Below are 23,492 nucleotides of genomic sequence, written 5' to 3'. Positions count from 1 at the left end.
ATTTCCGATCTTCCTTCATGCTGAACCTCCAGTTCTGAAATGGGGTGTTGCACTTGGAATTTGAGGGGGCCATGGGATAGCGCCAAAAAAGCTTGAAATATCTCCGGATTCGCCCTTTTCACACCACCGCCGCCAGCCGGCTGGCCTGGTCGATGGCGCGCTTGGCGTCCAGCTCCGACGCCTCGAAGGCGCCGCCCACCAGCGTGGCCTTCACACCGGCGGCAACCAAGTCGTCGTAGAGCGTGCGCAGCGGCAACTGGCCGGCGCAGACGATCAACGTGTCCACTTCCAGCAGCTGCGGCTCACCAAACACGCGCACGTGCAGCCCGGCGTCGTCCACCTTCAGGTATTCCACGCCATTGACCATGCGCACACCCCGGCGCGCCAGCGTGGCGCGGTGCGTCCAGCCGGTGGTGCGGCCCAGGGTCTTGCCGACCGGCTCTAGCTTGCGCTGCAGCAGCGTCACGCTGCGCCCGCTGGAGGCCACCTGCGGCAGCACGCCGGTCACGCCGCCGCGCGGGTGGTTGGCAAAGTCGATGCCCCACTCGCGCGCAAACACGTCGATGTCGGTCGCGCCCGACGGCCCGGCGTGCGTGATGAGTTCCGCCACGTCGAAGCCTATGCCGCCCGCCCCCATGATCGCCACGCGCTGGCCCACCGGCTGGCGACCCAGGATCACGTCGATGTAGCTCACCACCTTGGGGTGCCCGATCCCCTCGATATCGGGCCGGCGCGGCGCAATACCGGTGGCCACGATCACCTCGTCAAAGCCGCCGGCCTGCAGCGCCGCTGCGTCCACCCGAGTGCCGAGGCGCAGCTCGATGCCGTGCACGTCGATCATCCGGCGGTAGTAGCGCAGCGTCTCGAAAAACTCTTCCTTGCCGGGGATGCGCTTGGCCAGGTTGAACTGCCCGCCGATCTCAGCCGCGCTGTCGAACAGCGTTACCGCGTGCCCGCGCTGCGCCGCCACCGTCGCATAGGCCAGGCCGGCCGGGCCGGCGCCCACCACGGCCAGCCGCTTGCGCGCCGGGGTCGACCCGTAGTTCAGCAGTGTCTCGTTGCAGGCGCGCGGGTTCACCAGGCAGCTCACTTGCTTGTAGCCGCCAAAGGTGTGGTCCAGGCAGGCCTGGTTGCAGGCGATGCAGGTGTTGATCTCATCCTCGCGACCTTCGCGCGCCTTGTTCACCCATTCGGGGTCGGCCAGCATGGGCCGCGCCATCGACACCAGGTCCGCATCGCCGCGCGCCAGCACGGATTCGGCTACCTCGGGCATGTTGATGCGGTTGCTGGTGATCAGTGGCACGCTCACCACCTGGCGCAGCCGCCCGGTGACCGACGCAAACGCCGCGCGCGGCACCATGGTGGCGATGGTGGGCACGGGGGCCTCGTGCCAGCAGAAGTGCGTGCTCAGGATGCTGGCGCCGGCGGCTTCCACCGCGCGCGCCAGCGACACGATCTCGTCCCAGGCCAGCCCGCCTTCGAGCATGTCCATCGCGGAAATCCGGAAGATCAGGATGAAATCCGGCCCCACGGCCGCGCGCACCCGGCGCACCACCTCCACCGGGAAACGCATGCGGCTCTCGAACGGGCCACCCCAGGCATCGGCGCGCTGGTTGGTCTTCTGCACCAGAAAAGTGGACAGCAGATAGCCCGCCGAGCCGATGATCTCCACCCCGTCATACCCCGCCTCGCGGGCGAGCGCGGCGCAGTGGGCAAAGTCGGCCAGCTGCTTTTCGATGCCGGCCTCGTCCAGCGCCTGCGGCGTGAAGGGCGCGATGCGCGACTTGACGGCCGAGGGCGCCACGCACGCCGGATTGGGCGCCAGCGCGCCCATGTGCAGGATCTGCATGCAGATCTTCACGTCCGCATCGGCCGCGTGGACCGCGCCGGTGATCAGCCGGTGCTGATCGGCCACTTCGGGCGTGGACAGCTTGGCGCCAAAGCCGCCCTCCTCGTTGGGCGGAATGCCCCCGGTGATGATCATCCCCACCCCGCCGCGCACCCGCTCCGCATAGTAGGCCGCCATGCGCGGAAAGCCGTCCTCCGCCTCCTCCAGCCCCGTGTGCATCGAGCCCATCAGCACCCGGTTCTTCAGGCGAGTGAAGCCGAGGTCGAGGGGGGAGAAGAGGTGGGGGTAGCGGGTGGGGGTGGGCATGGCGGGAGGGCTCCTTGGGAAAGAGGACGGCGACCCGACCCATTATGGGCTGCGACGATTTCAACGGTGGAGGACATGTCGGTGATTGAGCGACGAGGTGCGTTTCTGACGGGTATTTCGAGACACCGCAGGCTCCGTGAAGGGGAAAATCACTCCTTATTCAGGCGTTGAGCGAGAGCGGTGCCCGCCAATCGGCAGGGTTCTGGCGGCGTTGGGAATAGAGTGGAGCAAAAATCCGCGACTGCATTGGTTTCAGCAGGTCTCGTGCCCCTGACTTGGTCCAGCCGTTCCCGACAAGCACCATAATCCCGTCATGCAACAAGTCACCTTTCCGGTCGTCGGCATCATTGGCGCAGGCGCCATGGGCCGCGGCATCGCCCAGATCGCGGCCCAGGCGGGAAGCGTCGTCAAATTGTTCGATACCCGCTCAGAGGCCGTGGTCGAAGCGGTCCAGGCCATTTCCGGCCAATGGAGCCGGTTGCAGGAAAAAGGCCGAATGACCATGGAGGCACTTGCGGAAAACAAGTCCCGCCTGATCGGCGCCAATGCCCTGTCTGAACTATCGGATTGCAGCCTGGTCGTGGAAGCGATTGTTGAACGGATCGATATCAAAAAGGGCCTCTTCGCCGAGCTGGAGGCGATCGTCGGTTCGCAGGCCGTCCTGGCAACCAATACATCCTCCCTTTCCGTGACCGCCATTGCTGCTGATCTTAAGTATCCACAGCGATTTGCCGGATTCCATTTCTTCAACCCGGTGCCCTTGATGAAAGTTGTCGAGGTGATCGCCGGGCTGAAAACCGATCCGTCTGTCTGCGACGCACTCACCCGCTTCGCCCGCCAGATGGGTCACACACCCGTGCAAGCCCAGGACACACCCGGGTTCATCGTCAACCATGCCGGACGCGGCTATGGGACCGAGGCGCTGCGCATCGTCAGCGAGGGCGTCGCTGATTTCGCAACGATCGACCGGATCCTGAAGGATCAGGCCGGGTTCAGGCTCGGCCCCTTTGAGCTGATGGATCTGACGGCGCTGGACGTGTCGCACCCGGTCATGGAGTCGATCTATCACCAGTACTACGAAGAACCGCGCTATCGCCCCAGTGTGATCACGGCGCAGCGACTGGCCGGCGGCGTCGTCGGGAAGAAGGTTGGCGAGGGGTTTTATCGGTATGAAAATGGGGTGCCCCAAGTGGCGCCGGAGCCTGCCGCTCCGCTGATCGCCGAGATGCCGCCGGTGTGGGTTTCACCCCGCGCATCCCGGCGCGCCGAGTTGCTGCAACTGCTGAAGGACCTTGACGCCCGCATCGAAACCGGTTCGTCGCCTTCTCCGGCGGCCTTGACCGTGGTGGCGCCGCTGGGCTTCGACGTGACCACTGTCGCTGTGGTGGAGCGCCTCGATCCCGCGCGTACCGTGGGAATTGACCTTCTGATCGATGATGCGGCGACCAAGCGACGTGTGCTGGCCACCAATCCCGCCACGCGTGTCGACATGCGCGATGCGGCACATGCCTTGTTCGCGCGCGACGGCAAGGCGGTCAGCGTGATTCGGGACAGCGGTGGCTTTGTGACCCAGCGTGTGGTGTCCACCATCGTCAATATCGCAACCGATATCTGTCAGCAGCGGATCTGCAGCCCGCAGGATCTGGAGACCGCTGTCACGCTTGGGCTGGGTTATCCGCTGGGTCCCCTGGCGATGGGGGACCGGTACGGCCCGACCAACATTCTGGAAGTGCTTTTCAACATGCAGACCGTCTACGGGGATCCTCGCTACCGCCCAAGCCCCTGGCTGCGCCGCCGTGGTGCGATCGGCCTGAGCCTGCTGCACACCGAGGAATAGAGGCCATGGCCGCAGAACTGCAAAGCACAAGCGAAGGCTTGACGATGGTGTTGACCATCAGCAATCCCGAGCACCGCAACGCGCTGGGGCCGGAGATCTATGCCGCAGGCGTCGAGGCGCTGAATGCGGCGGAATCCAGCGCCGAGGTGCGCAGCGTGGTGATTGCGGGCGAAGGCGCGGTATTCAGCGCCGGTGGCAACCTGCAGCGCCTGCAGGCCAACCGGCAACAGCCCCCCGAGATTCAGGCCCGCAGCATCGAAGGTCTGCACAACTGGATCGAGGCGATCCGCACCTTTCCCAAACCCGTGATCGCAGCCGTCGAAGGGCCAGCGGCGGGGGCCGGCTTTTCCCTTGCTCTCGCCTGCGACTTCATCATCGCGGCAACCAATGCCGTGTTCGTCATGGCCTACAGCAATATCGCCCTGTCGCCCGACGGCGGTGGCAGCTGGAGCCTGTCCAAAGCCCTGCCGCGGCCCCTGGTCAACGAGTTGCTGATGTGCGGCGAGCGCATCGGCGCCGAGCGCCTGCATCAGTTGGGCCTCGTCAATCGGATCACCGACCCGGGTCATGCCCTGCAAGCGGCACTTGAACTGGCTGGGAAGCTCAACGAGCGGGCGCCAAACGCGTTGGCGAGCATCAAGGAGCTGGTCAACGAGGCCGGCGGCGCGAGCCTTTCGCAGCAGCTCGCAGCGGAGCGAGAACAATTCGTGCGCAACCTGCACCATGCCAATGCGGGCATCGGCATTTCGGCCTTTCTAGAAAAGAAGACGCCCCGCTTCGAGTAGTTGCGCACCCCGCGCCGCCTCACCCAGGACACTCAGGTGACAACCCTGAGGCCCACAGCGCGTCCCTGACGCGACAATCAGCCAGATTTCAGTCACGCAAAAGACAGGCCATGGACGACCCCATTCTTACTATCGAGGAACGCGAGGCGATCAACACCGGTCGCTGGTTCTCCTCCCTCTCACCCTCACTGCGACACGACATCCTCCGATGCGCCTACGTCAAACGCTACAAGGACGGCGAGCTTATTGTGGCGCGCGGCGATCCGCCCGTGGAGTGGTCGGCCTGCGCGCGAGGCGCGGTTCGCGTCAGCTCGACGTCGATTTCCGGCAAGCAGATCACCTTGACCTATGTCGAGCCGGGCATCTGGTTCGGCGATGTGGCCATCTTCGACGGGGACCGGCGAACGCACGATGCCTATGCCCATGGCGAGACGACGCTGTTGTGCGTGGCCCGTACCGATTTCCAGAAGATCCTGGCGTTGCATGTCGAGTTGTACGAAGCCCTCGTAAGGCTGCAGTCGCGCCGGATCCGGCAGCTCTACGGCCTGGTGGAAGACCTCAACACATTGCCGTTGCGGGCGCGGCTGGCCAAGCAATTGCTGCACCTGGTCCGAAGCTACGGCGTGCCCTGCCTGTCGGATGGGCGCGAGGTGCGGATCAGCCTTCAACTGGCACAGGAAGAGCTGGCGCAATTGCTGGGCGCTTCGCGCCAGCGGGTCAATCAGGAGCTCAAGGCGATGGAACGGGAAAACGCCATCCGCATCGAGCCGGGTGGCCTGGTCGTGCGGGATCGCGAAGCCTTGATGCGCATCGTTGAATCCGACAACTGACAGTCAGAAGTCCACCTACCTTCAATCGCGCGACCATGAACGATTTTTCTCACTTTGTTGGTACCCGGCCTGTCACCGGCGCCCATGCGTTTGACGTCGGACGCCTGAGCACCTGGCTTGAAAACAATCTGCCGGGTTTTGCGGGACCATTGACGGTCGAGATCTTCAAGGGAGGGCAGTCCAACCCGACCTACAAGCTCGTCACCCCTGCTCAAAGCTACGTCATGCGCGCCAAGCCCGGCCCGGTCGCCAAGCTGCTTCCGTCAGCCCATGCGGTCGAGCGTGAATTCGCGGTCATGAAGGGCCTTCATGGGACCGGTGTGCCCGTGGCCCGCATGCACGTCCTCTGCGAAGATGAATCGGTCATCGGAAGGGCCTTCTACGTCATGGAATTCGTGCAAGGTCGGGTGCTTTGGGACCAGTCCCTTCCCGGCATGAGCAATGACGAACGCCATGCCATCTACGACGAGATGAACCGCGTCATAGCAGCCTTGCATACAGTGAACTTCGCTGAGCAGGGTCTTGCCGGCTACGGCAAGCCCGGCAACTACTTCGAGCGGCAGATCGGCCGCTGGAGCAAGCAATACATGGCCTCCATCACCAAGCCCATTGCCGAGATGGACCAGCTCATCGCGTGGCTGCCGGCACACATCCCCGAAAAGGCGCGCGACGAAAGCCTGGTCAGCATCGTGCACGGCGACTACCGCCTGGACAACCTGATGTTTCACCCGACCGAGCCACGCGTGCTGGCGGTTCTGGATTGGGAGCTGTCGACGCTCGGGCACCCCCTGGCAGATTTCAGCTATCACTGCATGGCCTGGCATATTCCGCCGGGCGCCTTTCGAGGCCTCGGCGGGCTCGACGTCGCCGCCCTGGGCATCCCCACCGAGGACGAGTACATCCGCTTGTACTGCGATCGCACGGGGTTCACCACACCCGAAGCCTTGAAGGCCGACTGGAACTTCTATCTGGCCTACAACATGTTCCGCATTGCCGCCATTCTTCAAGGCATCGCGAAGCGCGTGGAGGCCGGAACCGCTTCCAGCGCCCAGGCCATCAAGTCCGGCGAGGGCGCGCGGCCCATGGCCGAACTGGCGTGGAAGTTTGCCCAGAGAGCCTGACACTTTTTTATCCGCCACAGGAGATCGCGATGGAGTTCGACTACAGCCCCAAAGTCAAGGACATGCAGGCCCGCCTGCTGAAGTTCATGGACGAATACATTTACCCTAACGAAGCACGCTTCTTCCGCGAGATCGCAGAAAACCGTGCGAAGGGCAATCCATGGGTGCCGACCACCCTCATCGAGGAGCTGAAACCCAAGGCACGCGCCGCCGGCCTCTGGAATCTCTTCCTACCAAAATCGCCGCGAGCCCCTGAAGGTCTGTCCAATCTGGAATACGCGCCCCTGTGCGAAATCATGGGACGTGTGCCGTTTGCCGCCGAAGTCTTCAACTGCTCGGCTCCCGATACCGGGAACATGGAAACACTGGAGCGCTATGCGAGCGAATCGCTGAAAGACCAGTGGCTCGAGCCGCTGCTCAAGGGTGAATTCCGCTCGGCTTTCCTGATGACCGAGCCGGAAGTGGCTTCGTCGGATGCCACCAATATCCGCTGCCGGATCGAACGCGATGGCAACGAATACGTGATCAACGGCCGCAAGTGGTGGTCGTCCGGCGCGGGCGACCCGCGTTGCGCGGTCTATATCGTCATGGGCAAGACCAATCCCGACGCAGGCCGCCACGAACAACAATCCATGATCGTCGTGCCGTCCAGCGCCAAGGGCATCACGGTGGTTCGCCCCCTCACCGTCTTCGGCTGGGACGACGCGCCCCACGGCCACATGGAAGTGCTGCTGGAGAACGTGCGGGTTCCCGTCACGAATCTGCTGCTGGGCGAAGGGCGCGGATTCGAAATCGCCCAAGGGCGCCTCGGTCCGGGCCGTATCCACCACTGCATGCGCTCCATCGGCTGCGCCGAGCGTGCGCTCGAGCTGATGTGCAAACGCCTCAATACGCGGGTCGCTTTCGGCCGGGAAATCGCTCGCCAATCCGTCTGGCAGGAACGGGTGGCCGAGGCCCGCTGCATGATCGAGCAGGCCCGCCTGCTGACGCTCAAGGCCGCCTACATGATGGACACCGTGGGCAACAAAGTGGCAAAGGCTGAAATTGCCATGATCAAGATCGTCGCCCCGAACATGGCCTGCCAGATCGTCGACTGGGCCATCCAGGCCCACGGCGGTGGCGGCGTGTCGGACGACTTCCCGCTTGCCTATGCCTATGCGCACCAGCGCACGCTGCGCCTGGCGGACGGCCCGGACGAGGTGCACCGGGCGTCGCTGGCCAAGCTCGAATTCTCAAAGCACATGCTGTTGCACCGCGACGTCGAGATGCCCATCACCCGTGGTAGTTGATGTGGCGTTCCCAGTTGATCGCATGGGTCAACGCTCGACGGCCGGAGCAACCTGCGTTCGGGACAAAGTCTTGCTGTTTCATGGCGTTGTCTCAGGCTCCCGGCCTTCAAACCATCCGGACATACCTCGGAGTTCTGAACACTGTCCATTGCGATTATTTGGAGATATCCGAATATTCCATGGACCAGCGGGGCTAAACCAGAGGGGAAACATGCGACGGTTGAATCGTTGCATTCAACCTCGGTGGGCAAAAGCATGGCCTTGAAACCGGAAACGCCAGAAAACGAGCCTGAAAAAAACCCCCATTCCTATAGGCAGAACGGGGGTTCATCGGCACGGCACCCGGATAACCGGGATCCGTACCGCGGAAAAACTGACGTCTGATCAGCCAATGAGAAACTTGGTCCGGTCCTGACCATCGATCCATTTTGGCGCCTTGCCACGGCCGGTCCAGGTTTTGCCCGTTGCGGGATCACGGTATTTGGCGGCCACCTTGCTGCCGGACGTCGCAGCGCGGGCCTTGCCAGTGGGAAACACGTCCTGAGCCGTCAGGCCGAACTCGGCCACCAACGCGCGAGCCTGGCTCACGGCCTGGCTGATTTCACGTTGCCGCGCTTCGGCGATTTTGCTCTCGAGCGCTTCACGCTGCTGCAGAAGTTCTTTATAGGTGGACATATTCGCTCCATGAACTGGAATTAATCGGAAACCGGATTATAGGGCCGGATTATGGCGCTTGCCATCCGAATAGATTCCAAACCCACACATCCATATTGCAGCAGGAGTGGCCGGTCGACCGTTCAATCAACCGACAGGCCCGACGGCATCTGCGGTTGAGCCAACACCTTGTCAATGCGCTTTCCATCCAGATCAACCACCTCGAAAATCCACTGGGCACAGGAGATTCGTTCGCCCACGGCAGGCAGACGGCCGGATACCGACATCAGCAAACCCGCAAGCGTGTTGAAACGCCCCTTTTCCTCGTCCGGCAATTCGCGAATATCCAGCCGTGCCTTGAGTTCATTGATCGGCATCAGTCCGTCCAGCAACCAGGAGCCATCATCCCGCGGCGTGGCCCAGGCATCTAGCTGGGTGCCGGGCTGCAATTCCCCGGTGATCGCCTCCAGCAGATCGCGCGGCGTCACCAAGCCCTGCACCACGCCATATTCGTCCACCACGAACACCATGCGGCCCGAGCGCTCGCGCAACTGTTCGAGCAAGGACATGCCCGTGAGCGTCTCTGGCACGAAGGTGGCCGGCACGACATGGTCCTCGATCGGTCCGGGGTGTTCCCGCCCCAGCCGCAGCAGCTGCGCCACGCTGATCAGACCGACCACCTCCTCGAGGCCCCCGCGGCAGACCGGGTACCACGAATGGGTACCGTGTTCGCCGCCGCGACCGGCCTGGTCCAGGCTTTGCGCCACGGTGCTGCCGGCGTCGAGCCAGTCGATGTCCACACGCGGCACCATAAGGGAGGTCAGCAGCCGATCGTCCAGATGAAACACGTTGCGAACCATCTGGTGCTCATGTTCTTCGATCAGCCCCGCATCGACGCCTTCCTCCAGGCTGGCGTTGATCTCTTCCTCGGTCACCGGCCGGGTTCGTGAGGTGTCGATACGCAACAGCTTGAGCACACCGTGCGTGGTCATCGACAACAAATGCACAAACGGCTTGGCCGCCGTTGCCATGCCCCGCATCGGCCGAGCGACCCAGCGCGACACCGTTTCCGGATACAGCTGCCCGATGCGCTTGGGCACCAGTTCGCCAAAAATGATCGTGATGAAGGTGATAAAGGTGACGACCGTGGCGGTTGCCACGATGCCGGCGGCGCGATCGGCCAGGCCCAGGCCGTGCAGCCAGTGCGCCAGATCGTCGCTGAAAGCCGCCTCGCCCACGATGCCGTTGAGCATGCCGATCGACGTGATCCCGACCTGCACGCTGGACAGGAACTGGGTCGGGTTCTCCAGCAGCTTGAGCGCCGCCGTTGCCCCCTTGTCGCCGGACTCGGACATGGCCGCCAGACGGGCCTTGCGGCTTGAGGCCAGCGCCAGTTCCGACATGGCGAACAGCCCGTTGAGCAGGGTCAGGAACGCAATCAGCAGGAAATCCATGAATGACCGGCCCGTGGCCGGTGGAAAATCAACACCATGGCACTTTACTGTATCGGCGACGTACAGGGCTGCGATGACGCCCTCGACCGCCTTCTCGACACGCTCGGATTCTCACCCAGCCGCGACACGATCTTCATGCTCGGCGACCTGGTCAATCGCGGGCCCGATTCGCTCGGCGTGCTGCGCCGACTGATCCGCTATGGCAATTCCGCGCGCTGCCTGCTGGGCAACCACGACCTGCACCTGCTGGCGGTGGCCGCCGGCGCGCGCAAGCACAAGAAAAAGGAGACCATCAGCGACATCCTCGACGCGCCCGACCGCGACGAACTGGTGGCTTGGGTGCGCCAGCGCGACATGGCGATCTATGAGCGCGGCGTGCTCATGGTGCATGCCGGCGTGTTGCCCGCGTGGACCTGCGAACGCACCCTGGCCCTTGCCGGCGAACTGTCCTCCGTGCTGGCCGGCCCCGACCACCATGACTTCATGCACCACATGTATGGCGACGAACCGGCCGCCTGGGATGAGCGGCTGACGGGCCACGACCGGCTGCGCGTGGTCGTCAATGCCCTGACACGCCTGCGCTTCTGCTCACCCCAGGGCGTGATGGAGTTCGCGTTCAAGGAGGGCGCCGACAGCGGGCCCGAGGGTTACCTGCCCTGGTTCGACGTGCCGGGTCGGCGCACGGCCGATGTCGCCGTGGCCTTCGGGCACTGGTCCACGCTGGGCTGGTTGGGGCGCGACGATGTGTATGCGCTGGACGGCGGCTGCGTCTGGGGCGGCCACTTGAGCGCACTGCGCCTGGACGACGCGGGCCGACACGAGCTCATCCAGGTGAAATGCCCGCAGATGCTGAAGCCTGGAAAAGGCAAGTGACCGGAAAGCTATTTATTTTGTAGCATACTGCGACCATCCGACGCTGGAGAAAGGCTGTTTTCTCCAGATTTCAAGGCAAGGGACCCGTTGGAATCACCCCCGAACGGGGCCTCGCCTCAGGCGGTCGTCTTGAACAAGGCGGCAACCTTGCGCTTGGTCTTGATGTTGGCCGATACCGTGCTGCGCACCGGCGCCGCACCGCCAGGGGTTTCCCACGTCGGGGGCGCGTCGGCGGCGGGCGCTTCGTAGGGCTTGTCGAAGAACGGATCGCGCGGCGGCGCTGGCGGGCGGTAGCCGCGGGGCTCGCGCCGCTCGCGGGGTTCACGGCTTTCGCGTGGCGCGTCGAGCACGTCGCGCGGGTCGTCTTCGCCCCAGGCGCGCCGGCCGGTGTTGATGCGACCACGCGGACGGTCTTCGTCGTACTCGAGCGCCTCGACCTCGATCTTGGCCTTCAGCAGCTTCTCGATGTCGGCAATCAGGCGCGCGTCACTGCCGGACACCAGCGTCACCGCCAAGCCGGAGGCGCCCGCGCGGCCGGTGCGGCCGATGCGGTGCACATAGTCCTCGGCGTTGAACGGAACGTCGAAATTGAAGACGGCCGGCACGTCCTTGATGTCCAGCCCCCGCGCGGCCACGTCGGTGGCCACGAGCAGGTCCACCTCGCCGGCCTTGAAGGCGTTCAGCGCTTTCAGGCGCTCGTCCTGGCTCTTGTCGCCGTGCAGGGCGGTGGTCTTCAGGCCCTCGCGCTCCAGGCTGCGGGCCAGCCGGGCGCAGCCGAGCTTGCTGTTCACGAAGATGAAGGCCTGCTTGATGCCGCGCGTCTTGAGCACCTGGTGGATGGCGTGGCGCTTGTCCTCGTCATTGGCACTGTAGAAGCGCTGCTCCACGGTGGAGGCCGTCTCGTTCGGCCGCGCCACCTCGATGGTGACCGGGTTCTGCAGGTAGCTGTTGGCCAGGCGCTTGATCTCGGGCGAGAAGGTCGCGGAGAACAGCAGCGTCGTGCGCTGCTTGGGCAGGTAGGACAGGATGCGCTGCAGGTCGGGCAGGAAACCGATGTCGAGCATGCGGTCGGCCTCGTCGAGCACCACGTACTCCACCTGGTTCAGCACCGCGTTCTTGGCCTCGATGTGGTCCAGCAGCCGCCCCGGCGTGGCCACCAGCACCTCGACGCCGCGCTTGAGCTCCAGCGTCTGGGGCTTCATGTCCATGCCGCCGAACACCACGGCGCTGCGCAGGTTGGTGTACTTGGCATAGAGCTTGACCTGCTGGGCGACCTGGTCGGCCAATTCGCGCGTGGGCAGCAGCACCAGGGCGCGCACCGGATGGCGCGCGGGCGATGTGGAGCTGTTTTCGTGCTTGAGCAGGCGGTGTAGCAGGGGCAGCGAGAAGGCGGCGGTCTTTCCGGTTCCGGTCTGGGCGGCCCCCATCACGTCCTGCCCGGTCATCACGACAGGAATGGCCTCGGCCTGGATCGGTGTCATGGACTCGTAGCCCATTTCGGCCACGGCGCGCGCCAGCGGTTCGGCCAGCGAAAGATTGGAAAAGGAGGATGTCATTTAGCCCAGTATTGTCTCACTCAGGGCAAACCCTGCCAAACGCAAGCGTGGCGCTGGTCCGACAGTGCCGGCGCCACGCGGACGTCGCTACGCCTTCAATAGCGTCAAATGGCTATCCGACGCTGGGATAGGGTCGTTTATTACAGATTCTTCGTGCTGAAGGTGTCGCAGGCCTTGACGCTGCCGTTCTGCAACCCGTTGTTGAACCAGCGGGTGCGCTGGGCACTGGTGCCGTGCGTGAAGCTTTCGGGCACCACATAGCCCTGGCTTTGCTTCTGCAGGGCATCGTCGCCGATGCGCGCAGCCGCGTTCATGGCCGACTCGATATCACCGTTCTCCAGAATCTGCCGCGCGTTCTGCGCATGGTTGGCCCAGACGCCGGCAAAACAGTCGGCCTGCAGTTCCAGCCGAACGCTCAGCGCGTTGTACTGCGCCGGGCTGACCTTGGCGCGCATCTGCTCCATCCTGGCGCTGATGCCCATGAGGTTCTGCACGTGATGGCCCACCTCGTGGGCGATCACGTAGGCCTGGGCAAATTCGCCGGGCGCGCCCAGCTTGTTCTTCAGCGTTTCGTAGAAGCCCAGGTCGATATAGACCTTGCGGTCCGCCGGGCAGTAAAACGGACCCATCGCCGCCTGCCCGGTGCCGCAGGCGGTGGGTGTGGCGCCGCGAAACAGCACGAGACGCGGATCCTGGTATTTCGCGCCGCCCTTGGCAAAGATGTCGGTCCACACGTCCTCGGTGTCCGCCAGAACCGTGGAGACGAACTTGGCCATGCGGTCATCGGCCGGCGGTTTGTGCGCCGGCATCTGCTGCACCTGCGCAGGAGGCGCACCGCCCCCGCTGAGCAGGCCCAGAATCGTCAGCGGATTGATGCCGAAGGCCCAGCCGCCAATCAAGGCGATGACGATCGTTCCGATGCCAATCCCCCGCCCCCCGACCAGGCCGCCCAGGCCACCACCCCCACCGCCGCCACCGCCATCGCGGCGGTCTTCGACGTTGTCCGATTCCCGGTTGCCTTCCCATTTCATGCCCGCACTCCTCACGCAGCCGCGCTGCGATACATTTGCCCGATGGTAGCCGTACCGCCCCCGATCCGAGCGCGCACCCCCAGTGTGCTGATGACCGGCTTCGATGCGTTCGGTGGCCAAGCCTTGAACCCAAGCTGGCTGGCCGTTCAGGCTCTGCATGGGCGGCGCATCGCCGGCCACCGCATCGTTTCGGCCCGGATTCCGACCGTCTTCGGCACCGCGCTGGAACACCTGCAAACGTTGATGATGGCGCACCGCCCCACACTGGTGGTCTGTGTCGGGCAAGCCGGCGGGCGGGCAGCACTGTCGCTGGAGCGCGTGGCCATCAACCTCATCGACGCCCGCATCGCCGACAACGCCCTGGCCCAGCCCGTCGACGAGCCCGTGGTGGCCGGCGGCCCTGCAGCGTACTTCAGCACCCTGCCAGTGAAAGCGATGCGGGTGGCGCTCCAGCGCCAGGGGCTGGCTGCGGAGGTTTCACAGACGGCAGGCACCTTTGTCTGCAACCAGGTGTTCTACGGACTGATGCACTTCCTCGCCACGCAGCGCGGCTGGCGCCGGGTTCGCGGCGGTTTCATCCATGTGCCCTGGCTGCCGGAACAGGGCACGCCGTCGATGCCGCTGGAGGGCATCGTCCACGGCCTGCGGCTGGCCGTGCGCGTGGCGCTGACCACGTCGCAGGACCTGCGCATCGCGGCCGGCCAGACCCATTGATCGGACGCACGCCCCTTCGCTACAGTCGGGCCATGGCCGATCTCCCACCCGAATCCCGCGTACTCGGACCTGCCGAGACCGCCGCCGCCCTGCCCTGGCCCGCGCTGCTCCAGGCGTTGGTGCAGTTGCTGCTCGATGACCAGGTTCACGTGCCCGCGCGGCTGGTGCAGCCCTTGCCCGGTGGCGGCAGCCTGTTCGTCATGCCAGCGCACGATGCCCACATTGCCATCACCAAGCTGATCACGTTCACACCCGCCAACACAGGCAGTGCTCGCCCCACCATCCAGGGCGACGTGATCGTCACCCATGTGGCCACTGGCACGCGGGCTTTGTTGCTGGACGGTCCCACCGTCACCGCGCGCCGTACGGCGGCCGTCTCGGCGCTGGCGGCCCAACGGCTGGCGCCCCGGCCAGAAGGCCCCTTGCTGATCGTGGGCGCCGGCGTGCAGGGACGCGCCCATCTGGATGCGTTTGCCGATGTCCTGGACGTCAAAGCGGCGGTGATTGCCTCGCGCAGCGAGGCCAGTGCAGACGCGCTGGCCCGTCACGCGCAGGCGCGCGGCCTGCGCGCTGAAATCACGACCGACCCCGACGCCGCGCTGGCAGACTGCCCGCTGGTCGTGACCTGCACACCGGCCAGCGGCGTGGCCCTGCGCGCCCTGCCCGGCCACGGGCATTTCATTGCCGCCGTCGGCGCCTTTACACCGACGATGGTGGAGCTCGCGCCGGCACTGTGCCGACATGTCGCTCACACCGGGCGGGTGGTCGTGGACACGCCGCAGGCCTTGCACGAAGCCGGCGACCTGCTGCAGGCGGGACTGGACGTGAGCCGCTTTGAATCCCTGGCCGATGTGGTGCGCATCGATGCCGCTTTTCACGACCCCGTCACGCTCGCCGGGCCGGTACTGTTCAAGAGCTGCGGCTGGGCCGGCTGGGACCTGGCCGCCGCCCGCTGTGCCCTGCAGACTTTGGCCGGGTCAGCCAAGGGTCGCTGAGAGCGGACTGTTTCAGGCCTTGGGCAGCGTGACGCCGCGCTGGCCCTGGTACTTGCCGCCGCGGTCCTTGTACGACACCTCGCAGACATCGTCCTTGTCGCTTTCGAAGAACAGCACCTGCGCGCAGCCTTCTCCGGCATAGATCTTCGCGGGCAGCGGCGTGGTGTTGGAGAACTCCAGCGTCACGTAGCCCTCCCACTCGGGCTCGAAGGGCGTCACGTTGACGATGATGCCGCAGCGCGCATAGGTGCTCTTGCCCAGACAGATGGTCAGCACGTTGCGCGGAATGCGGAAATACTCCACCGTGCGCGCCAGCGCAAAGCTGTTGGGCGGGATGATGCAGACGTCCTCGTTGAAATCGACGAAGCTCTTTTCATCGAAGTTCTTCGGGTCCACCACGGTGCTGTGGATGTTGGTGAAGACTTTGAACTCGGGCGCGCAGCGGATGTCGTAGCCGTAGCTGCTGGTGCCGTAGCTGACGATCTTGCGGCCATCGGGGTCCTGCCGGATCTGCCCCGGCTCGAAGGGCTCGATCATGCCGTGCTGCTCGGCCATGCGCCGGATCCATTTGTCGCTTTTGATGCTCATCGTTCACTCCTGCGGGTCATTGTAGAGGGCACGTCTTCAGGGCTTGCAGCATACGGGCGGCGCAATAGTGTCTATCCGCCAACGTTCATGAAACCGCCATCCTGATGACCCATGCTTGCCACCATGCTGAACAAGGGCTTGCCATGACGACACCCACCACGCGCCTGACCGGACTGCTGGCCGCCATCGCGCTGCCAACCTGGGCGCAAAGCCCCGCGGGCCCACCCGCACCCGACCCCTGCCGCACGGAAGTCTCCAAGTTCGAGCAGGCGATCGGCTTCATCCGGCAGACGCAGGGCAACCAGGCCGCCGCGGACCTCAAGGAGGAGCTGCTGCCGGCCAAGGTGGAGAACGACATCCTCTTCAAAGACGGCTATTGCGGCCTGGCGCGCTACCTGCGCGAGAAGAAGCTGAACAAATAGCTACTCTTTCAATAGCGAAAACTGACCATTCCACGCCGGGATGATGGCAGTTTTACCCTGAAATCACGGTTTTTTCGACCAGCCGGTCGTCTCCGAGCACGATCATCGCGAACAGCAGCTCGTCCACGCTCTGTGCCTGGCCGGTTCGCCGGGCCAGCAGCGGCGTGGCGGCGGGGTTCAGCACGATGAAGTCGGCCTCATGGCCGGGCTGCAGGTTGCCCACCACACCGCCCAGGCCCAGTGCCTGCGCCGCGCCGGCGGTGTGCTGCCACCACAGGTGCTGCGGGCTCAGGCTCAGGCCGGCCTTGGTCTGGCCTTCGCGGCCGGCGGTGTAGGCGGCCAGCATCGTGTGGAACGGGCTGAAGCTGGTGCCGCCACCCACGTCGCTGGCCAGGCCGAAGCGAAAGCCCACGCGCTCGGCGCCCGCGTAGTCAAAAAATCCGCTGCCCAGGAACAGGTTGCTGGTGGGGCTGACGGCTGCCGCCGTGCCGGTGTCGCGCATCAGCGCCCGGTCGTCGTCGTCGAAGTGGATGCAGTGTGCATAGACGGCGCGCTCGCGCATCAACCCATGGTCGTCGTAGACGGCCAGGTAGGAGCGTGAGGCCGGGAACAGCTCGCGCGCCCAGCGCACCTCGTCGAGGTTTTCCGACACATGCGACTGGATCCACACCTCGGGGTAGCGCGCGGCCAGCTCGCCGGCGCCCGTCAGCTGCGCCTCGGTGCAGCTGGGCGCAAAGCGCGGCGTGATGGCGTAGCCCAGGCGGTCCACGCCGTGCCACCGCCGGATCAGCGCCTCGGAGTCGATCAGGCTCTGTTCCGTCTCGTCGCGCACGCCGTCGGGGCTGTGGCGATCCATCAGGCATTTGCCGGTGATGAGCCGCAAGCCGCGGCGCTGCGCTTCGCCGAACAAGGCGTCCACCGAGCCGGGATGCGAGGTGGCAAAGGTCAGCGCGGTGGTGACGCCATTGCGCGCGAGTTCGTCCAGGAAGAAGCGCGCCACGTCGGCGGCGTAGTCTGCGTCCGCAAATCGCGCCTCGTGCGGAAAGGTGTAGTGCTCCAGCCAGGGCAGCAGGCCCTCGGCCGGCGAGCCGATCACATCGGTCTGCGGGTAGTGGATGTGCAGGTCCAGGAAGCCCGGTGCGAGGATGCGCCCGGGCAGGCGCTGGACAGGCACATCGGCGTAGTGCGGGGCCAGGGCGCCGTAGCTCCCCGCGGCCAGCACCACGCGCCGGCCGCTGGCATCCGGCCCGGTGACGAGCAGGCCGTCGGTCTCATAGACGGCCTGGCCGTGTTCGTCGAATCGCAGGAGGGAGGCTTGATAGGCTTTCATGCCTCTATTTTGCGATCCGGCCCTGTACCCCCGATACGAGAAAGTTCATATTCAGTATCTGCGCATCGGTCATCACCTGGCCTTTGGGCACCACTTCATGGCCCTCGTTGTCGACCATCGGCCCGGCAAAAGGCCTGAGCTTGCCACTGGCGAGATCCTTCTGGCGCGCCAGCACCTCCTGCTGCACCGCCTTGGGCACTTTAGAGCCGAAGTCACCCACGCGGACCATGCCCTCCTTCACCCCGCCCCAGACATTGCCGGAGGTCCAGGTGCCGTTGGCCACCGCGCGCACCCGGCGCGTGTAGTAGTCGCCCCACTGGTGCGTCACCGCGACGATCTGCGCGTCCGGCGCCAGCTTGCGCATGTCCGAGTGGTAGGCCACCGCCAGCTTGCCGCGCTCCTGGGCCGCCGCCATCACGGCCGTGCTGCCGGTGTGAAAGGCGATCACGTCCACGTTCTGGTTGAACAGCGCCATCGCCGCGTCGCGCTCCTTGGGCGGATCGAACCAGGCGTTGAGCCACACCACCTTCACTTCGGCCTTCGGGTTCACCGAGCGCATGCCCAGCGTGAAGGCGTTGATGCCCTGCAACACCTCGGGGATCGGAAAACCCGCCACGTAGCCGGCCACGCCGGTCTTCGACATCCGCCCGGCGGCAATGCCGGCAAGAAAGCGGCCCTCGTAATAGCGCGCGTTGGCCGTGGCCACGTTGGGCGCGGTCTTGTAGCCGGTGATCGATTCGAACTTCACGTCCGGAAACTCTTTGGCCACCTTCAGCGTGGGCTCCATGTAGCCGAAGCTGGGCGTGAAGATGATCTGGTTCCCCTGGCGCGCCAGGTCGCGAATGACGCGCTCGGCGTCGGCGCCCTCGGGCACGTTCTCGACGAAGGTGGTCTTGACGCCCGCACCCAGCGCGGCCTCCACGGCCTTGCGGCCCTCGTCGTGTTGCTTCGTCCAGCCGGCCTCGGTGATCGGCGAGACATAGACAAAGCCGGCCTTGACGGGTTCACCGGCAGCGGGTTGGGTCTGGGGAAAAGCGGGAAAAGAAAAACAGACGGCCGCGAGCGCCAAGGCGCCCGCCGGCACGAGGTTTTTGTACATGGTGGTCCTCTACATGGCCCCGGATGGCTGAAAAAGCAAAAGGCTGCCGGGGCAGCAGCCTTTGAACGGGATTTTACCCGGGGCAGCCCACCGGGCCTGGTCGCTCGCCGCTAACCCCCGTGCGCATGCTGGTGGTGCGCATCGGGCACATGGGCGTGGGTGTGGCGCACCGGATCGTGCTGGTGCCAATGGCTGTGCGGGCCCACTGGCATGGGGGTGTGCCGATGCAGGTGGTGGCCGTCGTCGTGCGTGTGGGCGTGCTCGTGATCCATGGCCGGGTGCTCGTGCGTGTGGGCGTGGCGCTCCAGCAGGTGCAGCAGCACGCCGGCCAGCATCAGCGCGGCGCCCGCCCACCACAGCGGCCCGGCGCCGCGCTCGCCCAGCGCCCACGCCGCCGCCGCACCAAAGAACGGCGCCAGCGCAAACACCGAGCCGGTGCGCGCCGCGCCGAAGTGGCGCTGCGCCAGCAGGTACAGGCGCAGGCTCAGGCCGTAGCCCGTCGCCCCCACCGCCAGCAGCCCCGCCGCCTGCGCCCCGCTTGGCAGCGGCTCGCCACTCAGGACGGCCACCGTGGCCGCGCAGGCAGCGCCCAGCGCCGCCTTGGCCAGCACCACCTGACCCGGGTCACGCTCGGCCAGCGGGCGCGACCAGGCGTTGTCCATCCCCCAGGCCGCCGTGGCCACCAGCACCGCCAGCAGGCCCCACACGCCCACCGTGCCGCTGGCACGCTGGTCCAGCACCAGCGCCACGCCGCCGCCCACCAGCAGGGCCATGGCCGCGGCCACGCGCCGGTCCAGCGTCTCGCCATACAGGCGCCAGGCCAGGGCGGCAGTGAACACCGCTTCGAGCGTCAGCATCAGCGACGCACTGGTCCCGCTGGTGCGCTGCAGCCCCCAGGCCAGCGCCACCGGCCCCACCAGCGCGCCGGCAAGGGCCACCCGCACCAGCTGCCCCAGGTCAGACCGGCGCAGCCGCGCCTCGCGCGTGGCCGGCTGGCGCAACAGCGCCCCGGCACCCGCCGCACCCGCATACAGCAACGCCGCGGTGGTGAACGCGCCCAGCCCCGCACCCAGGCGCTGGATCAGCGGCGTGCTCACGCCAAACAGCAGCGCCGCCAGCACGGCGAGCAGGCCCCCGCGCAGGGCGGGGGCGTGGGTGTGATCAGGGTGCACAGGCGGCATTGGCTCGAGCGCAGCCCCGCGAGTGCGGGCCCTCGCGATCCGTCGTTCAGCGCTCAGCGAGCCGGCCCGTCACGTACTTGTGCAGCACGCTGGCAATGAGCGTCTGGTAAGGCATGCCTTGCTCCAGCGCCTTGACCTGAATGTCCTGCAGGTCGCCGGACGACAGGCGGATGTTCACCCGCTTGTCCTTCACGGCCGTAGCGCGCGCCGCAGCCTTGAAGCGGGACAGTTCGGCCTTGGTGGCCACCGACTTGAGCGCGCCTTTGTCAAAGGCGCCGAGCAGGTCGGCTTCGTAGGCATCAGTCTTGGGCATGAGGATCGTCCTTCTTCAAATAGTCACGGGTGGCCTTGCGGCTTGGGATGGCCGTCTTCAGGAAGTAATGATCCGCCTGCTCCACAAACGGCACCAGATACACGTATCCCTCGGACTCCACAACCAGCACCCGTTGGTTGGCATATTTCGCCGCATTTGGGTGGGCCAATATGTCGAGCAGGCCGCCGGCTTCTATTGCCACCACCATCTGCTCGAACGTAATGCCCCGATCACGCTGAAGCTGATCGTTTTTTTCCGGCCCCCAGCGAAAAGGTTTCATGGGTGCCAGTTTAATTTATTGTGTGCCTTTTGTCACCAGGCAACGGCCAGGCCAACGCCTCACCCCCGCCAGCCCGTCCCCTCGCGCCGGGCGCGGCCGAGGGCTTCCCGGGTGTCGAGGATGTGGGCAGGCCTTTCTTCCAAGTGCCTTTGCCCTTGAAGCCGGCTTCGATGGCCCGCAGGGGCAGCGTGAACGCTGGAGCGACATCAGTGTGTGACGGCTTTTCGCCGGAGCCGGTCAAGCTCTCCGGTGGCCTGGACGATGCCAGCGGTCGGATTGGTCACTCAGTCCCAGATCAAGGTGATGCGGATCGTATGGAAGAACTCGGGCGCATGCTACGATTTCCCCGATGTGGAACGCGTTCTTTGAATTGCTCGGCATCATCACCTTCGCGGGCTGGGCCGTCATCGGCTGGGTGCTGTGGGGCCGCGCCGCGCGCTCACTAGGCGTATCACGCATGGCGCTGCTGGGCGCTGTCGCTCTGTTCGGCTGGCTGCTGGGCTGATCCAGCCTCAAACCCCCATGTCATCCTTTCGCTTCATGCCAATGCTGGCGGTGGTCTGCGTCCTGCTGGCATTGCACCTGGGCGATGCGTTGAGCGGGTTCTTCATGCAAGGCTTTCTGCTGTTCCTGCTGGGCTCGGCGGCGCTGGCGGATTTTCTTCACGGTCTGGGGCGGTGCGCGCGATCGCTGCTGCGCGGGCACGACGGCTGATCGATGACCATGCGCCTGACATTGACCCTTGCTGCCGTCTGCGCCTGCCTGTTCGGGCTGCTGTTGCTTTCCGGCGGCAACCAGGGACTGGCGGTGGTGCTGCTGTGGATACTGTTCATCGGTTTCTTCGTGGCCGTGCTCACGCTCACCGGAGCCATCCGTTTCTTCGCCAGACCGCCCCAGTAGTCGTGCCAGGTTCCGGGCTTGGTCACGCGGGTACCAAGGCTCGTGGATCAGATGAAGGTGAACCGAGCGCGCGGGATATCGACCTCCGGTGGCGATACCGGCCAGCCTATCCGGCTGCACCCGCCGCAGCGATCACCTGCGAGCCATCCCCGCTTCAGCAGCAATCGCAAACACCAAGCGCGTCCAGGGTTCCGCCCGAGGATCGCATTCGACTACCTGACACACAAGGACTTCGCCGGCATCCAGGCGGGCGGCGATCGCCGCGTTGAGCGCGCGCGGCACGTAGCCCAGCGTCACGCCACAGCCATCGATGCGCACGGCCAGCGGGTCATGCGGGTTGTCAGGCTCGCGCACCAGCTCCAGCGCACGGCCGATGCTGAGCTGCGCCTGCACCGACGCGCCATCGTGATAAGCGAAGCCGGCCACCCAGGCGCGAAGAACCTCGCCGGGCAGCGGCCTGTTCTCCGGGCGCGCCGCGTGGCGGGCCAGCACCCGTGTCAGCTCCTTCTCGCTCTCTGGATCGAGCGGTCCCACGACCCGCTCCATCCACCACCCGCGCGACCGCCGCCGTTGCCCCGCCGTCGCCAGCGCTGCGGCCCGCGCAGCCCGCCGCTGCGGCTCGTTGAGCGCGTCCTCCACGCGCTCAGCCCAGGCTTGCATGGCCGCGCCGCATGCCGCATTGCCCGGTCCGCGAAGTTGAACAAGGCCATAGTCCGGCACATCGCCATGGGTGGCGCGCGGGTTGTACTGCGCCGTGGCGCGTTCGTCGTCGGGCAGGCTCAAGGCAAAGATGCGGGTGCCTTCGTCGCGGCAGTCGCTCCAGTAGTCCGCCACGCAGTGGTCCAAGTCGTCTCCTTCGCGCGTCAGGGCAGAAGCCGTGGTCAGCTCGGTGGCACTGGCGACCCCCTCTTCCCACAGGCCGATCACCGCCGGCAGGGTCTCGCCATCCTCGATCGGCCGGGGCGTGGGCCTGCGGGCAGCGTGCCACCGGGCGGACGCACGCAGCAGCGGCAGCAGCCCGCGCTCGCGCAGCCAGGCGCGGGCCAGCTCGTCTTCCGAGAGGCCGGCCACATTCGCTGCGCTCCCCGCCGCCGCGCGCACGAAATCCTCCGCATCGGATACCGCCGCCGGCAGGGGGGCAAAGGCCTGCTCGCAGGCTCGCCACAGCGCTGTCCAGCCGGGCCGGAACACATCGCGCGCCACCCCGATCAAGCGCTCCGTCCCGCCCGCGAGACTCTCCAGTGCGGGCAGCGCCGGGACGAACGGGCTGATTTCAGCCCAGCGGGCGGGCCGCTGCTCGGGCCTCAGAGCGTCCATCAGGCGCAGAAAGTTCTGATGCGACAGCGCCGTGCTGCCCCACATCTGCCGGCACGTGGGCGAGCGCACCAGGGCGCGCGAAACACCATGGTGCGCGGCCAGAACGCCCGTCAGATCGCGCCCGCGGTCGATGGCCTCGACCACCTCGTCATCATGGGCGCGCCAGGCGTGGCGCTTGCCGCCGAACAGCTCCAGCCGGTGGTGGCCCGACAACAGCACGGGCGCCACCAGCAGCGGGAAGCGCGTGATCGCCTGCAGGCGGCGCTGGCGCACCTCGGGCGGCAGGATGGCCAATCGGGTGTAGTTGCGGGCTGAGCCCCAGGTGCGCTGGGCTTGCAGTTGCCCCAGGACTTCGAGCAGCTCGGCATCCAGGCCCCTGGAAAACGACAGCGCCGCCGCGTGGGAGCGGCTCCAGCGCTCTGAACGAAGCAAGGGGGCGACGGGCGCGGCGTACAGGGCAATCGCCCACTCGAACAACCGATCGTTCACTTCGAGCAGCATCCCGCGCGCATCGGCGGCTGAAGCGGCCATCAGTGGCGCCAGCACCTCGTCGCACCCCAGACAGGATGCCGGCAGGCGGAAGACCCGCACCTGCCCATCGTCCAGATGCAGCCAGACCCGCGCGAAGTCGTCGTTCTCGCCCAGGTCTTCGCCGGAAAGCCAGACCCGCGCCCGGACCCCCGGCGCGCAGCCTTCAGTGGTGGAACCAGCGGATAACATGCCGGTCATCATAGTCAGGACGACGGCTCGCGCGCGGGCATCTCCATG

Annotated in this window: 24 protein-coding genes; 12 read left to right on the top strand and 12 right to left on the bottom strand. The window is 65.8% G+C overall.

Annotated features, from left to right (window positions below):
• Positions 1–118 precede the first annotated feature (118 nt).
• Positions 119–2,155, bottom strand: coding sequence for an FAD-dependent oxidoreductase (locus ACMUOY_RS08015; protein ID WP_413892182.1), 2,037 nt, complete (start codon positions 2,153–2,155; stop codon positions 119–121).
• Positions 2,156–2,468: 313 nt separating this feature from the next.
• Between ACMUOY_RS08015 and ACMUOY_RS08010 the strand changes: the two genes are divergently transcribed.
• From ACMUOY_RS08010 to ACMUOY_RS07990, 5 genes are all read left to right on the top strand, one after another.
• On the top strand, positions 2,469–3,992 hold the full coding sequence (locus tag ACMUOY_RS08010; RefSeq protein WP_413892181.1) for a 3-hydroxyacyl-CoA dehydrogenase: 1,524 nt from the start codon (positions 2,469–2,471) through the stop codon (positions 3,990–3,992).
• 5 nt (positions 3,993–3,997) lie between these two features.
• A complete protein-coding gene (locus ACMUOY_RS08005) occupies positions 3,998–4,777 on the top strand; it encodes an enoyl-CoA hydratase (RefSeq protein WP_413892180.1) in 780 nt (259 codons plus the stop codon).
• Between the two features lie 110 nt (positions 4,778–4,887).
• Positions 4,888–5,607, top strand: coding sequence for a Crp/Fnr family transcriptional regulator (locus ACMUOY_RS08000; RefSeq protein ID WP_413892179.1), 720 nt, complete (start codon positions 4,888–4,890; stop codon positions 5,605–5,607).
• Between the two features lie 35 nt (positions 5,608–5,642).
• Complete coding sequence (locus ACMUOY_RS07995; RefSeq protein ID WP_413892178.1) at positions 5,643–6,728, top strand: phosphotransferase; 1,086 nt, start codon at positions 5,643–5,645, stop codon at positions 6,726–6,728.
• Between the two features lie 29 nt (positions 6,729–6,757).
• Positions 6,758–8,017, top strand: coding sequence for an acyl-CoA dehydrogenase family protein (locus tag ACMUOY_RS07990; RefSeq protein WP_413892177.1), 1,260 nt, complete (start codon positions 6,758–6,760; stop codon positions 8,015–8,017).
• 384 nt (positions 8,018–8,401) lie between these two features.
• Here ACMUOY_RS07990 and ACMUOY_RS07985 read toward each other — a convergent pair whose 3' ends face one another.
• Together ACMUOY_RS07985 and ACMUOY_RS07980 are read right to left on the bottom strand one after the other, a co-directional pair.
• Positions 8,402–8,692 carry an H-NS family nucleoid-associated regulatory protein gene (locus tag ACMUOY_RS07985; RefSeq protein ID WP_413892176.1) on the bottom strand — a complete coding sequence of 97 codons (291 nt, stop codon included), beginning with the start codon at positions 8,690–8,692 and terminating at the stop codon, positions 8,402–8,404.
• A gap of 122 nt (positions 8,693–8,814) precedes the next feature.
• Positions 8,815–10,125: a hemolysin family protein gene (locus ACMUOY_RS07980; RefSeq protein ID WP_413892175.1), complete on the bottom strand. Its 1,311-nt coding sequence runs from the start codon at positions 10,123–10,125 to the stop codon at positions 8,815–8,817.
• A gap of 36 nt (positions 10,126–10,161) precedes the next feature.
• Between ACMUOY_RS07980 and ACMUOY_RS07975 the strand changes: the two genes are divergently transcribed.
• Positions 10,162–10,998, top strand: coding sequence for a symmetrical bis(5'-nucleosyl)-tetraphosphatase (locus tag ACMUOY_RS07975; RefSeq protein WP_413892174.1), 837 nt, complete (start codon positions 10,162–10,164; stop codon positions 10,996–10,998).
• 116 nt (positions 10,999–11,114) lie between these two features.
• Here ACMUOY_RS07975 and ACMUOY_RS07970 read toward each other — a convergent pair whose 3' ends face one another.
• Both ACMUOY_RS07970 and ACMUOY_RS07965 read right to left on the bottom strand, forming a co-directional pair.
• Positions 11,115–12,554, bottom strand: coding sequence for a DEAD/DEAH box helicase (locus ACMUOY_RS07970; RefSeq protein ID WP_413892173.1), 1,440 nt, complete (start codon positions 12,552–12,554; stop codon positions 11,115–11,117).
• Positions 12,555–12,694: 140 nt separating this feature from the next.
• Positions 12,695–13,585 (bottom strand): neutral zinc metallopeptidase, encoded by an 891-nt coding sequence (locus ACMUOY_RS07965; protein ID WP_413892172.1) that lies wholly within the window; start codon positions 13,583–13,585, stop codon positions 12,695–12,697.
• Positions 13,586–13,675: 90 nt separating this feature from the next.
• Between ACMUOY_RS07965 and pcp the strand changes: the two genes are divergently transcribed.
• The gene (gene pcp, locus ACMUOY_RS07960; RefSeq protein ID WP_413892171.1) at positions 13,676–14,299 is read left to right on the top strand and encodes a pyroglutamyl-peptidase I; all 624 of its coding nucleotides are present in this window, start codon (positions 13,676–13,678) and stop codon (positions 14,297–14,299) included.
• A 32-nt stretch (positions 14,300–14,331) separates the two neighbouring features.
• Entirely contained in the window at positions 14,332–15,294 is a 963-nt protein-coding gene (locus tag ACMUOY_RS07955; protein WP_413892170.1) for a delta(1)-pyrroline-2-carboxylate reductase family protein, read from the top strand.
• A 12-nt stretch (positions 15,295–15,306) separates the two neighbouring features.
• Here the strand turns inward: ACMUOY_RS07955 and dcd are convergent, their stop codons facing one another.
• Positions 15,307–15,882, bottom strand: coding sequence for a dCTP deaminase (gene dcd / locus ACMUOY_RS07950; protein WP_413892169.1), 576 nt, complete (start codon positions 15,880–15,882; stop codon positions 15,307–15,309).
• A 143-nt stretch (positions 15,883–16,025) separates the two neighbouring features.
• On the opposite strand from dcd, the gene ACMUOY_RS07945 reads away from it, so the two are divergent.
• Positions 16,026–16,304: a hypothetical protein gene (locus tag ACMUOY_RS07945; protein WP_413892168.1), complete on the top strand. Its 279-nt coding sequence runs from the start codon at positions 16,026–16,028 to the stop codon at positions 16,302–16,304.
• A 52-nt stretch (positions 16,305–16,356) separates the two neighbouring features.
• Here the strand turns inward: ACMUOY_RS07945 and guaD are convergent, their stop codons facing one another.
• The 5 genes from guaD to ACMUOY_RS07920 all read right to left on the bottom strand — a co-directional run bounded on the left by guaD (position 16,357) and on the right by ACMUOY_RS07920 (position 20,507).
• On the bottom strand, positions 16,357–17,634 hold the full coding sequence (gene guaD, locus ACMUOY_RS07940; RefSeq protein WP_413892167.1) for a guanine deaminase: 1,278 nt from the start codon (positions 17,632–17,634) through the stop codon (positions 16,357–16,359).
• A gap of 4 nt (positions 17,635–17,638) precedes the next feature.
• Positions 17,639–18,733: a BMP family ABC transporter substrate-binding protein gene (locus ACMUOY_RS07935; protein ID WP_413892166.1), complete on the bottom strand. Its 1,095-nt coding sequence runs from the start codon at positions 18,731–18,733 to the stop codon at positions 17,639–17,641.
• A 110-nt stretch (positions 18,734–18,843) separates the two neighbouring features.
• A complete protein-coding gene (locus ACMUOY_RS07930; protein WP_413892165.1) occupies positions 18,844–19,905 on the bottom strand; it encodes an EamA family transporter in 1,062 nt (353 codons plus the stop codon).
• A gap of 55 nt (positions 19,906–19,960) precedes the next feature.
• Positions 19,961–20,227, bottom strand: a complete 267-nt coding sequence (locus tag ACMUOY_RS07925) for a CopG family antitoxin (RefSeq protein WP_413892164.1) — start codon at positions 20,225–20,227, stop codon at positions 19,961–19,963.
• Entirely contained in the window at positions 20,214–20,507 is a 294-nt protein-coding gene (locus ACMUOY_RS07920) for a hypothetical protein (RefSeq protein WP_413892163.1), read from the bottom strand. Before ACMUOY_RS07920 ends, ACMUOY_RS07925 begins: the two co-directional genes overlap by 14 nt.
• 349 nt (positions 20,508–20,856) lie before the next feature.
• Between ACMUOY_RS07920 and ACMUOY_RS07915 the strand changes: the two genes are divergently transcribed.
• From ACMUOY_RS07915 to ACMUOY_RS07905, 3 genes are read left to right on the top strand one after another with little or no spacing between them, the layout of a single operon-like run.
• Positions 20,857–21,012 (top strand): hypothetical protein, encoded by a 156-nt coding sequence (locus ACMUOY_RS07915; protein ID WP_413892162.1) that lies wholly within the window; start codon positions 20,857–20,859, stop codon positions 21,010–21,012.
• Between the two features lie 17 nt (positions 21,013–21,029).
• Positions 21,030–21,221 carry a hypothetical protein gene (locus ACMUOY_RS07910; RefSeq protein ID WP_413892161.1) on the top strand — a complete coding sequence of 64 codons (192 nt, stop codon included), beginning with the start codon at positions 21,030–21,032 and terminating at the stop codon, positions 21,219–21,221.
• A 9-nt stretch (positions 21,222–21,230) separates the two neighbouring features.
• Positions 21,231–21,407: a hypothetical protein gene (locus tag ACMUOY_RS07905; RefSeq protein WP_413892160.1), complete on the top strand. Its 177-nt coding sequence runs from the start codon at positions 21,231–21,233 to the stop codon at positions 21,405–21,407.
• Positions 21,408–21,539: 132 nt separating this feature from the next.
• Here the strand turns inward: ACMUOY_RS07905 and ACMUOY_RS07900 are convergent, their stop codons facing one another.
• On the bottom strand, positions 21,540–23,444 hold the full coding sequence (locus ACMUOY_RS07900; protein WP_413892159.1) for an HIRAN domain-containing protein: 1,905 nt from the start codon (positions 23,442–23,444) through the stop codon (positions 21,540–21,542).
• Positions 23,445–23,492: the final 48 nt, after the last annotated feature.

This window comes from Candidatus Skiveiella danica, assembly GCF_022705245.1.
Classification (GTDB): Bacteria; Pseudomonadota; Gammaproteobacteria; order Burkholderiales; family Burkholderiaceae_C; genus Skiveiella; species Skiveiella danica.
The sequence above is the reverse complement of the archived record's forward strand: the minus strand, read 5'-3'. Positions and strand labels throughout refer to the sequence as shown.